Annotated in this window: 10 protein-coding genes; 3 read left to right on the top strand and 7 right to left on the bottom strand. The window is 64.7% G+C overall.

The genetic code is table 11. The features are described 5' to 3' along the window. Positions 1 to 2: 2 nt before the first annotated feature. The 5 genes from gsiC to AWB67_RS16160 are packed head-to-tail and all read right to left on the bottom strand — an operon-like array spanning position 3 to position 6,415. Positions 3 to 923 (bottom strand): glutathione ABC transporter permease GsiC, encoded by a 921-nt coding sequence (gsiC, locus tag AWB67_RS16180; RefSeq protein WP_087657268.1) that lies wholly within the window; start codon positions 921 to 923, stop codon positions 3 to 5. Between the two features lie 57 nt (positions 924 to 980). Beyond that, complete coding sequence (gene gsiB / locus AWB67_RS16175; RefSeq protein WP_087657267.1) at positions 981 to 2,540, bottom strand: glutathione ABC transporter substrate-binding protein GsiB; 1,560 nt, start codon at positions 2,538 to 2,540, stop codon at positions 981 to 983. 56 nt (positions 2,541 to 2,596) lie between these two features. Beyond that, a complete protein-coding gene (locus AWB67_RS16170) occupies positions 2,597 to 4,498 on the bottom strand; it encodes a dipeptide ABC transporter ATP-binding protein (protein ID WP_087657266.1) in 1,902 nt (633 codons plus the stop codon). 16 nt (positions 4,499 to 4,514) lie between these two features. After that, positions 4,515 to 5,468: an isoaspartyl peptidase/L-asparaginase family protein gene (locus AWB67_RS16165; protein ID WP_087657265.1), complete on the bottom strand. Its 954-nt coding sequence runs from the start codon at positions 5,466 to 5,468 to the stop codon at positions 4,515 to 4,517. Then, entirely contained in the window at positions 5,465 to 6,415 is a 951-nt protein-coding gene (locus tag AWB67_RS16160) for a MurR/RpiR family transcriptional regulator (RefSeq protein ID WP_087657264.1), read from the bottom strand. Before AWB67_RS16160 ends, AWB67_RS16165 begins: the two co-directional genes overlap by 4 nt. 192 nt (positions 6,416 to 6,607) lie before the next feature. Between AWB67_RS16160 and AWB67_RS16155 the strand changes: the two genes are divergently transcribed. Together AWB67_RS16155 and AWB67_RS16150 are read left to right on the top strand one after the other, a co-directional pair. Then, positions 6,608 to 7,873: a mechanosensitive ion channel family protein gene (locus tag AWB67_RS16155; RefSeq protein WP_087657263.1), complete on the top strand. Its 1,266-nt coding sequence runs from the start codon at positions 6,608 to 6,610 to the stop codon at positions 7,871 to 7,873. A 159-nt stretch (positions 7,874 to 8,032) separates the two neighbouring features. After that, positions 8,033 to 9,049: a LysR family transcriptional regulator gene (locus tag AWB67_RS16150; protein WP_087657262.1), complete on the top strand. Its 1,017-nt coding sequence runs from the start codon at positions 8,033 to 8,035 to the stop codon at positions 9,047 to 9,049. Between the two features lie 13 nt (positions 9,050 to 9,062). Here the strand turns inward: AWB67_RS16150 and AWB67_RS16145 are convergent, their stop codons facing one another. Next, positions 9,063 to 9,359 (bottom strand): YciI-like protein, encoded by a 297-nt coding sequence (locus AWB67_RS16145; protein WP_087657261.1) that lies wholly within the window; start codon positions 9,357 to 9,359, stop codon positions 9,063 to 9,065. Positions 9,360 to 9,588: 229 nt separating this feature from the next. Between AWB67_RS16145 and AWB67_RS16140 the strand changes: the two genes are divergently transcribed. Further along, positions 9,589 to 10,464, top strand: coding sequence for a lipid A biosynthesis lauroyl acyltransferase (locus AWB67_RS16140; RefSeq protein ID WP_087657260.1), 876 nt, complete (start codon positions 9,589 to 9,591; stop codon positions 10,462 to 10,464). 9 nt (positions 10,465 to 10,473) lie between these two features. On the opposite strand, the gene AWB67_RS16135 is transcribed toward AWB67_RS16140, so the two are convergent. Then, on the bottom strand, positions 10,474 to 10,959 hold the full coding sequence (locus AWB67_RS16135; protein WP_087657259.1) for a hypothetical protein: 486 nt from the start codon (positions 10,957 to 10,959) through the stop codon (positions 10,474 to 10,476). Positions 10,960 to 10,969: the final 10 nt, after the last annotated feature.

The following is a 10,969-nucleotide window of genomic DNA, read 5'->3' as shown; positions in this document are numbered from 1 at the left end:
CCTCATTTGAAACGGATGGTCGGGTTGATCACGGCGTACAGCACGTCGACGATCAGATTGATCACGATGAATTCCAGCGAGAACAGCAGCACTTCGGCCTGGATTACCGGATAGTCGCGCATCTCGACGGCATCGACGAGCAGGCGCCCGAGGCCCGGCCAGTTGAACACCTTCTCCACGACGATCGAGCCGCCGAGCAGGAAGCCGAACTGCAGGCCCATCATCGTGACGACGGGAATCATCGCGTTGCGCAGGCAGTGCTTGATCACCACGATCGGCTCGCGCACGCCCTTTGCGCGCGCGGTGCGTACGAAGTCCTCGTTCATCACTTCGACGAACGACGCCCGCGTAAAGCGCGCCATCACCGCGGCAACCGCCGCACCGAGCGTGATCGAAGGCAGGATGTAGCTTTGCCATGTGCCGTCGCCGACGATCGGCAGCCAGCCGAGCTTCACCGAAAAGATTTCCATCAGCAGCATGCCGAGCGCGAACGCCGGAAAAGAGATGCCCGACACGGCCAGCGTCATGCCGAGCCGGTCCGGCCACTTGTTGCGCCACACCGCCGAGACGATGCCGATCGTCATGCCGAACAGCACGGCCCACACCATGCTCGCGATCGTGAGCCACAGCGTCGGCATGAAGCGTTCCGCGATCTCGGTGCTGACGGGCCGCTTGCTGCGCGTCGAAGTGCCGAAATCGAACTGCACGACCTTCCTGAAGAAGTTGAAGAACTGCTGCGGCAGCGGCTTGTCGAGCCCGAGATCGGCGCGCACGAGTGCGACCGTCGCTTCGTCGGCTTCGGCGCCAGCAGCGAGCCGCGCGGGATCGCCCGGCAGCATGTGCACGAACAGGAACACCAGCACCGCGACGATCAGCAGTGTCGGCAACAGTCCGAGCAGGCGTTTGGCTAGAAAAGTCAGCATGGGAAACACCGGATTGGCCGGGCGCCGCTTATTTTTAAGCAGCGCCCGGCTCGGCCCTTACTTGATCGCGATTTCGTCGAAGTTGAATGAGCCGTCGGGCATCACGTAGGTGCCCGAGAGCCGCTTGCTGCGCGCGTACACGACCTTCTCCGTGACGAGGAAGACCCACGGCGCATCGGCCCAGATGCGCTTTTGCGCGTCAGCGTAGAGCGCGGCTTTCTCGGTGCGATCGGTGGTGGCGAGCGCCTTCGAGAGATCGGCATCGACCGTATCGTTCTTGTAGTACGCCGTGTTCGAGAGCTTCGGCGGGAACGAGGCGCTTGCGAGCAGCGGCGAGATCGCCCAGTCGGCTTCACCCGTCGACGACGACCAGCCGATGTAGTACATGCGCACCGGCGCGGTCGCCGGATCGGGCGCGCTCTCGACCTTGGCGACACGCTGCCCCGCTTCGAGCGCCTGCACGGACGCCTTCACGCCGACCTGCGCCAACTGCTGCTGCACGAACTGGATGATCTTCTGCGCAGTCGAGTGGTTATAGCCCGACCACAGTTCGGTTTCGAAGCCGTTCGGATAGCCCGCTTCCTTCAAGAGCTCACGCGCCTTCGCCGGATCGTACTTCCAGGGGCCGGTCTTGACCGCATAATCCACGCCTTGCGGCACGACGCCTTCAGCCGGCATCGCGTAACCGGCGAACGCCACCTTCACGAGCGCTTCCTTGTTGATCGCGTAGTTCATCGCCTCGCGGACCTTCGGGTTGTCGAAGGGCTTCTGCATCATGTTCATGCTGATGTAGCGCTGGATGATCGAAGGCGCCGCGATCAAATCCACCTTCGGGTTCGCCTTCAGCACGGCCGCCTGCTCGAACGGCACCTGGAACGCGAAGTCGGCTTCGCCCGTCTGCATGAGCGCCGCGCGCGTGTTGTTGTCAACCACCGGTTTCCAGTCGATCATGTCGATCTTCGGATACCCCTTCTTCCAGTAGCCCGCGAACTTCTTCACCTTCAGGTCGTCGGTCTGCTTCCATTCGACGAATTCGAACGGGCCCGTCCCCACCGGATGCAGCGAAATGTCCTTGCCGTATTTCTTCAGCGCCTCGGGCGAGATCATCACGGCCGACGGATGCGCCAGCACGTTGATGAACGCGGAGAACGGAATCTTCAGCGTGATCTTCACCGTTTGAGGATCGATCACTTCGGTCTTCTCGATCTTGTTGAAGAGGTTGTAGCGCTTCAGCTTGTTCGCCGGATCGGTCACGCGATCGAACACCGCCTTCACGGACTCCGCGTTGAAATCGGTGCCGTCATGGAACTTCACGCCACTCTTCAGCTTGATCGTGTAGACCTTCGCGTCGGGGCTCGCTTCGTAGCTCGTCGCGAGGACGTTGACGATCTTCATGTCCTTGTCGAAGCCGAACAGGCCCTGGTAGAACGACTTCGACACCGCTTGCGAGAGCGTGTCGTTCGCGTCGTACGGATCGAGCGTCGTGAAGGTCGAGGCGACGGCCATCACGGCGGTCGTCTCGGCGTGAGCGGGCATCGCGGTGAGCGTCGTGAAGACGCACGCGCCCGCGGCGATCAGCGCGCGCACGCGCAAGAGCTTGAACTTCGAGGACGGCATCGTTGGACTCCTTGTTTGACGTTTTGGTTAGCCAGACTTCTACAGAGCGCTTCTCTTCAATAAGCCCCGCCGACATGATGCTCGGCGACATAATGATCCGGCGCCACCGCCACCAGTTTCGCGACGACCGGCTCGTCGCCGAGCATGCGAATGGGGCTCGGAATTTCATCGGCGGCGAGGATGCGCTTCGCGTGCCGCCGCGCGGGATCGGCGATCGGCACCGCGCTCATCAGCTTTCGCGTGTACGGATGACGCGGCGCCTCGAACACGGCCCGACGCGGACCGATCTCGACGATCTGCCCGAGATACATCACCGCGACGCGATGACTCACGCGCTCCACCACCGCCATGTCGTGCGAGATGAAGAGATACGCGACGCCCAGCTCGCGCTGCAAGTCGAGCATCAGGTTGACGATCTGCGCCTGCACGGAGACATCGAGCGCGGAGACGGATTCATCGGCGATCACGACTTTCGGGTTCAGCGCGAGCGCGCGCGCGATCGCGATGCGCTGACGCTGTCCGCCAGAAAACTCATGCGGATAGCGTTGCGCGGCTTCGGCGGGCAAGCCGACTTTCTCCAGCAGCCACTCGACGCGCGCTTCGGCCTCCTTCCCCTTCGCGACGTTATGCACGAGCAGCGGTTCCATGATCGAGAAGCCGACCGTCAGGCGCGGATTGAGCGACGCGAACGGGTCCTGGAAAATGAACTGGATGTTGCGCCGCAACGCCTGCAGCGCGGGCCCCGACAGCTTGCTGATATCGCGCCCGTTGAATTCGATCGACCCGCTCTGGCTTTCCACGAGCTTGAGCAGCGATCGCCCGGTCGTCGATTTGCCGCAGCCCGATTCGCCGACGAGCGCCAGCGTCTCGCCGGGACGCAGATCGAAACTCACGCGCTCGACCGCATGCACCGCGCCGGTCACGCGGCCGAAGATGCCGCTCTTCACCGGAAAGCGCGTGACGAGATCGCGCACGCGCAGGATCGGCGTGCTCGCGGCATCGACGGCGGGCTGCGGCTGCGCCTCGACCGCCGCCGAGGGACGCAGCGCGCTGGCATCGTCGGGGGCGACGTCGGCGGCTTCCACTTCGACGATCGGAAACTTCGCCGGACGGTCGGTGCCGTGCATCGCGCCCAGCTTCGGCACGGCGGCGAGCAGCGCCTTCGTGTACGGATGCTTCGGCGCGGCGAACAGCGTGTCGGACGCGCCCTCCTCGACCTTCTCGCCGCGATACATCACGAGCACGCGATCCGCCACCTCGGCGACCACGCCCATGTCGTGCGTGATGAAGATCACGCCCATGTTCATCTCGTCCTGCAGGGCGCGAATCAGTTGCAGGATCTGCGCCTGGATCGTCACGTCGAGCGCGGTGGTCGGTTCGTCGGCGATCAGGAGAGCGGGCTTGCACGACAGCGCCATCGCGATCATCACGCGCTGGCGCATGCCGCCCGACAACTGATGCGGATAGCGCGCAAACACGCGTTTCGACTCGGGAATGCGCACGAGGTCGAGCAGATGCAGCGCTTCAGTGCGCGCCTCCGAATGGCTCTTGTGCTGATGCAGCGCGATCGCCTCGGCAATCTGGTCGCCGACGGTGAACACCGGGTTCAGCGATGTCATCGGCTCCTGAAAGATCATCGCGATGTCGGCGCCGCGGATCGTGCGCATCGTCGAGTTCGTGGCGCTTGCGAGGTCGAGCACCTTGTCGTTGCGCCGCCTGAACGCGATGCTGCCCCCCGCGATCCGGCCGCCGCCATGCTCGACAAGCCGCATGAGAGCCAGCGAAGTCACCGATTTCCCCGATCCCGATTCGCCGACGATCGCCAGCGTCTCGCCGCGATCGACCGTGAACGACAGTTGCTTCACCGCTTCGACGAGTTTCACGCCCGCGCGAAACGTCACCGACAGACCGTTCACTTCGATCACGCGCGACGGCGGCAACGACTGGCTGGATGGCATCGATTCGGCCCCTGTATCAGCGGTAAATGGCGGTGACAGGCGTCTCGCCCACGCGCGCGAAGCCGCGATACATGCCTTCCGTGTTGAACGGCAGCGTGACGTTGCCCTTTGCATCGACAGCGATGAGGCCGCCGCGTCCGTCGATACGCGGCAGCCGCTCCATCACCACTTCACGCGCAGCCTCTTCCAGCGACGCGCCGCGATACTCCATGCGCGCCGAGACATCGTAGGCCGCCAGCATCCGCATGAACATCTCGCCGGTGCCGGTCGTCGAGACGGCGCAGGTCGCGTCATTCGCGTAGCAGCCCGCGCCGATCAGCGGCGCATCGCCGACGCGGCCCGGCTGCTTGTTCGTCATGCCGCCCGTGGAGGTTGCCGCCGCGACGTGGCCGCGCGCATCGCAAGCGACCGCGCCAACGGTGCCGAACTTCCTGTCCGGATCGATTGGAGCATCGAGCGAAGCCGCATCATGATCAAGCATCGTGCCCTGCGAGCCGCGCGCCTTGAGCCATTGGTGATGACGCGCATCGGTATGAAAGTACGACGGATCGACCAATTCGAGGCCCTGCGCGGCCGCGAACGCCTCCGCGCCCGCAGCGGTGAACAGTACGTGCTCGCTTGCTTCGAGCACGCGGCGCGCGGCCAGCACCGGGTTCTTCACGCGCGTCACGCAGCAAATGGCGCCCGCTTCGAGCGTCGCGCCGTCCATCATCGACGCGTCGAGTTCGTGCGTGCCCGCCGACGTGAACACCGCGCCGTGGCCCGCGTTGAAGAGCGGACAGTCTTCGAGCAGGCGCACGGCCTCGGTGACGGCGTCGAGCGCGCTGCCGCCGTCCGCGAGAATGCGCTGGCCCGCGTCCAGAATGCCTTGGAGCGCCGCATGATATTGCGCCTCGGCGTCGGTGGTGAGCGCGGAACGCAGGATCGTGCCTGCGCCGCCGTGGATCGCGATGACGGGTGTCGGATTCATGTTTTGCTGTCTTCTGTTTTTGCCGCGGCGCGCGTGGCCGCGGGGGAAATCTGCATCGATGCCGGCTTCACGAGCCACGGCAGCACGAATTCAGTGAGGCCCGACGCCGCTTCGACCGAACGCTTCGCCCGATGCGCGACCGCATCGCAGAGCGCCTCGATCACGGCGAGCACGGCGGTATCGCAATTCGCGGCGAGGCGGCGCTCGGTGCGGATCGTCAGCACGAGGTCGGCGACCTGCGCGAGCGGCGACGCGGCGCTGTCGGTGAGTGCGACCACGCGCACGCCGTGGCCCGCGGCGAGGCGCGCGAGTTCGATGGTGTCGTCGACGTAGCGCGGGAAGGCGATCGCGACCAGCAAGTCGCCGCGCGAGGCGTTGAAGAGCCGCCGCGCCGCATGCGACGGCCCGCCCATCAGCGCAAGCGACTGCACGTTCGCGCAATACGGCGTCAGACCGTGCTCCATCAAGCCGGCGAGGAACGCGCTCGCGCCGTAGCCGAGCACGAACACGCGCCGCGCGTCGAGAATCGCGTCGACGAGCGCGATGGCCACGCCGCCGTCGATCGCGCTGCGCGTCATGTTCAGGTTCGATGCGGCCTGCTCCAGCGATGCATCGAACACCTGCGAGCCGCTCGCGGGCGATTCGAGCGCCGTGCGCAGGCGTTCGACCGGCGCGATGGTCGCTTCGAAGCCGCGCACGAGCGCCTCACGAAACGCCGGATAGCCGTCGAAGCCGAGCGCGCGCGCGAAGCGGTTCGCCGTCGCGACCGACGCCCCGACGGCGCGCGCCAGTTCGTCAATACGCATCGTCGCCGAGCGGAACAGGTTCGCCAGCACGAACGCGCCCATGCGCCGGTGAATTGGCGAGAGCGTGGGCATGGCGGCGGCGATGCGCGTGGAGATCAGCGCATCGGCGGACGACGGCGGCAGAACGGGCGAGCGGGCCATAAAAGGCTACATAAGGCGACGACACCTTACGAAAAGCTGCGATGAAACTATATTTACCCAAAAACGCCGCCGAAAAAAATTCATTTTCATCGGATGCGGGTTTTCGATGATGCGCGGGGCGGTCCCGCCGGCATCAGCGCTTCATGCAAGTTCATGCACAATACGCCTCGCCCTCAAACCTTCACGGCACGAATGAACCTCGAAGCCCTGTCCGATCAGTTGCAGCAGCACCTCCCTACGCACCCTTCCGCGCAGCTCGCCGTCGGCTTTCTGACGCTCGTCGCCGTTGCGCTTTTCGCGCAGTGGGTCGTCGCGCGGATCGTGCTGTATTTCGCGCATCGCCTGCTCGTGCTCTCCGGCTATAACGCGTGGGACGAGGCGCTTTTAAAGCATCGCGCCTATCACCGGCTCTGGTACGCGGTGCCGTTCGCGACGGTCGCGCTCGGCATCGGCGAGGTGCCGCATATCGGGCAGGCGGCGGGCGTCGTCGAGCGGCTGGCCCACGCGGGCGCGTGGATCTGCGTGTTCTTCGCGGCGGGCAGCGCGCTCTCGGCGTGGCAGGACGTCTATGCCGCAAGCAAGGAAGCGCAGACGCGCTCGATCAAGGGCTATATCCAGATCGGAAAGCTCGCGCTCGGGCTGATCTGCGGCGTGCTCGTGCTGTCGATCCTGATCGACCGCTCGCCGCTCTGGATGCTCTCCGGCCTCGGCGCGCTCTCGGCGGTCGTGCTGCTCGTGTTCAAGGACACGCTGCTGTCGCTCGTCGCGAGCACGCAGCTCACGTCGAACGACATGCTGCGCATCGGCGACTGGATCGAGATGCCGCAATCGAACGCCGACGGCTTTGTGAAGGACATCGCGCTGCATACGGTCAAGGTGCAGAACTGGGACAACACGGTCACCACCGTGCCCACCTACAAGCTCTTTTCCGAGAGCTACCGCAACTATCGGCACATGTTCGAGTCGGGCGGACGGCGCATCAAGCGGACCTTGCGTATCGATGCGACGTGCGTGCGCTTTCTCACCGACGAGGAAACCGTGCGGCTCAAGCGCTTTCGCTTTCTGTACGACTATCTCGAAGAAAAGCAACTCGAAGTCGATCAGGCGAACAAGAACCTCGGCGAACTCGCGAGCGAGCCGGCGAACCGGCGGCGGCTGACCAACATCGGCACGTTTCGCGCTTATGGACTCGCGTATTTGCAGCGCCATCCCGAGATCCGCCAGGACATGGCGATGATGGTGCGCATGATGGAACCCGAGTCGCAAGGCATTCCCGTCGAGGTCTATTGCTTCACCGCGACGACCGCGTGGACGCAGTACGAACGCATCCAGGGCGATGTCTTCGATCACCTGCTGTCGATCCTGCCGGAGATGGGATTGCGCTTGTACCAGGCGCCGTCGGGCGCGGACATGACGGGGCTTTCTGGACGGCTGCGCGGCGAAATGCCCGTGCTTTGAGCCAGGAACCCAGCGCAGGAACAGGCAATAATCCGCGATTATTGTGTATTCACGCGAGCTTTTCCGATGCTTAGGATGTGACCATCGCCAAAGCCTTTGCGCTTTTCGTTTTAGAAACGCAAGACGGCGGCCCGCCTACACATCGTCAAAGGAACTCCCGTGCTCGATCGCATCCATGCAATGCGCGTCTTTACGCGTGTCGTCGATACGAACAGCTTTTCGCGCGCTGCCGAATCGCTCGGCATGCCGCGCGCGACCGTCTCCACCGTCATCCAGCAACTGGAGGCGCTCGTCGGCGTGCAACTGCTCGCGCGCACGACGCGCCGGCTCAACCTCACCGTCGATGGCGCCGCCTATTACGAGCGCAGCGCGCAAATCCTCGCCGATATCGACGACCTCGAATCCGGCTTCCGCGCGGGCGAGGACCGCCTGCGCGGACGGCTGCGCGTCGAGATGCCCGATACCGTCGCCACGTCGCTCGTCGTGCCCGCGCTGCCGGATTTTCATGCGCGCTATCCGCATATCGCCTTGTCGATCGGTATCGGCAACCGGACGGTCGATCTCGTGGGCGAAGGCGTCGATTGCAGCGTGCAACTGGGCGAGCTACCCGACTCCGGCCTCATCGCGCGGCGGCTCGGCAGCTTCGAGCACGTAACGTGCGCGAGTCCCGCGTACCTGGAGCACCACGGCACGCCCGAGACGCTCGACGATCTCGCGCGCCACGTCGCCGTGAATTGCGTCTCGGAGAGGAGCGGGCGGCCGGTCGATTTCGACTTCGAGGTGGACGGCGAGGCCGTTGGCGTGAAGATGCCCGGTTTCGTGCAGGTCGCCGACGAACACGCCTACCTTGCATGCGGACTCGAAGGCCTCGGGCTGATCCAGCCCCCGCGCATTGCGGCGCTGCCGTACCTGCGTTCGGGGCAATTGCGCGAGGTGCTGCCGCAGTGGAAGTCGATGCCGATGAAGGTATCGGTGGCGTTCCTGAAGAGCCGGCAGGCGACGCCGCGCGTGAGCGCATTCGTCGACTGGCTCGCGGATCTGTTCGAGCGTTCGCAGCAAATGGACGACGCGATGACGCGGCTCTTTCGCACGGCGGGACGGCGTCCGCTGGCGGTTTCGAAGGGACGCGGGCCGCGCGGGGAGAACGAGCATCCCGAAACCGCTGACGAAAGCTGAAAGCTGAAAGCCGCTAGCGCACCGGATTCGCCGCCCGCGACCCGACGACGGTATTCCACTTGCGCACCTGCCAGTGCGCGACGAGTCCGTTGATCACGTACGGGTCGTTGCGCGCGAAATCCTCGGCAGCTTGCGGGGTATCGATGTGAAAGAGAAGCATCGCGCGATCGACCGGCTCGTCGAGCGCGCCGGCCAGCACGAGCTCCTCGCGCTCGACGGCTTCCCACGCCAGCGTGAGATGCGCGTCGCGGAACTGCGCGCGGCGTTCGAGGTAATCGGGGACGAGGTCGTACATGAGCAGATAGTGCATGGCGGTCTCCGGTTGGCGTGCGCAAGTGCCGATTATCGCGGCGGCGAGCACTGACAGGCAAGGAAGCGGCCGGGGCCAGAGCACTGTAACCAATACACACAGTTCCGTGGTCCAGGCTCACACTGTGAGATGATGCCGGTTCATCCGCGGCATTACAGGCCGTGCCGATCGACGAAGCTCTCGCTTCCGCCCCGTCCGCGCTTTCCATGCGCCGGCACAAGGACCCTCCGTGAAATCAATCGGCTTTGCGCTGATCGTCGGCTTGCTGCGTGGCTTCGCCCTTCTTCCCTATGGTTTGGTCGCACGTTTCGGCAGCATGCTTGGCGCCTGCCTCTTTGCGATTCCGAGCCGCCGCAAGCGCATCGCGCTCGTCAATCTGAGGCTGTGTTTCCCCGGCCGGTCCGACGCCGATTACGAGATGCTCGGCCGCGCCAATTTTCGTCATGTGGTGCGCAGCTACGTGGAACGCGGCGTGCAGTGGTTCGGTTCGGCACGATCGATCGAAAAGCTGGTGGAGCTAGAAAGCCACATCGACCTCGACGATCCCCACGCGCCGCCCACCATCTTCATGGGCTTTCACTTCGTCGCGATCGAGATGGGCTGCATGCTGTATTCGACGAAGCAGCCGATTACCTCGCTCTACACGCCGATGAAGGACACGCGCCTCTGCGCACTCGCGACGACGCAGCGCGGCCGCTTCGGCGCCGACATGGTAAAACGCGGCGACAGCGCGCGCGCGGTGCTCAGGCTCTTGCGCGCCGGCAAATCGGTGATGCTCGCCGCCGACATGGATCACGGCATCGAGAATTCGGTGTTCGTGCCATTTTTTGGCGTCGAAGCGTGCACGCTGACGTCGGTGTCGCGGCTCGCGCGGCTCGGCGGCGCGCGCGTCGTGCCGTTCGTGACGGAAGTGTTGCCGGACTATCGCGGCTACAAGATGACGATTTTCGAACCGCTCGCCGATTTCCCCTCGGACGACGATGCCGTCGACGCCCGCCGCATGAACGCGTTCCTGGAAACGCAAGTGCTGCGCTTCCCGGACCAGTACTACTGGGTGCATCGGCGCTTCAAGCATCGGCCGGAGGGGCTGGCCGCGGTCTATTGAGCGTTAGGGTCAGGGCTTGCGAAACTCGTTTTCGACCCACGACTCGGCGCTCGCCTTGGTCAGCTTGAACGCCGCCGACACGCGCACCTGCGCGAGCTGCGCGCCGAAGGCGTCGAACGCCTTGAGATCGGCGTAAGGATCGTCTTCATCCGGGACGATATCGAGCGTCACCGTCACGTCTTCCCCGCGCACCGTCACCGCGACGTTCTTGTGCAGCATCGCGTGGCGCTGCTGCTCGTGGCGGCGCAGCACTTCCGAGGCCGTCTTCACCAGCGTGCGGAACGCGTTGGCATCGAGCGGCTTGGGATTCTTCTTGTCGCGGCCCATCGTCCACGGGCCGACGAGCGCGGGCTCTGCCTCGCCGTCCTTGATCATCTCGACGGCCCAGCCGTCGTCGTCTTCGTTCTTGATCACGCGCGCCGTCCAGCCGTCGTCGCGCCACAGGCGGTCTTCGTGGATGGCGTCGTCGGTCTGGTCGGGTGCGGTGTCTGTCATGTCGGGGGCA

It is taken from the genome of Caballeronia terrestris, from assembly GCF_001544515.1.
GTDB classification, from domain to species: domain Bacteria; phylum Pseudomonadota; class Gammaproteobacteria; order Burkholderiales; family Burkholderiaceae; genus Caballeronia; species Caballeronia terrestris.
This window is presented reverse-complemented; position numbering and strand designations above follow the sequence as displayed.

Coding starts and splice junctions, on each gene's coding strand:
- gsiC (WP_087657268.1), bottom strand. CDS start 923: ATGCTGACTTTTCTAGCCAAACGCCTGCTCGGACTGTTGCCGACACTG.
- gsiB (WP_087657267.1), bottom strand. CDS start 2,540: ATGCCGTCCTCGAAGTTCAAGCTCTTGCGCGTGCGCGCGCTGATCGCC.
- AWB67_RS16170 (WP_087657266.1), bottom strand. CDS start 4,498: ATGCCATCCAGCCAGTCGTTGCCGCCGTCGCGCGTGATCGAAGTGAAC.
- AWB67_RS16165 (WP_087657265.1), bottom strand. CDS start 5,468: ATGAATCCGACACCCGTCATCGCGATCCACGGCGGCGCAGGCACGATC.
- AWB67_RS16160 (WP_087657264.1), bottom strand. CDS start 6,415: ATGGCCCGCTCGCCCGTTCTGCCGCCGTCGTCCGCCGATGCGCTGATC.
- AWB67_RS16155 (WP_087657263.1), top strand. CDS start 6,608: ATGAACCTCGAAGCCCTGTCCGATCAGTTGCAGCAGCACCTCCCTACG.
- AWB67_RS16145 (WP_087657261.1), bottom strand. CDS start 9,359: ATGCACTATCTGCTCATGTACGACCTCGTCCCCGATTACCTCGAACGC.
- AWB67_RS16135 (WP_087657259.1), bottom strand. CDS start 10,959: ATGACAGACACCGCACCCGACCAGACCGACGACGCCATCCACGAAGAC.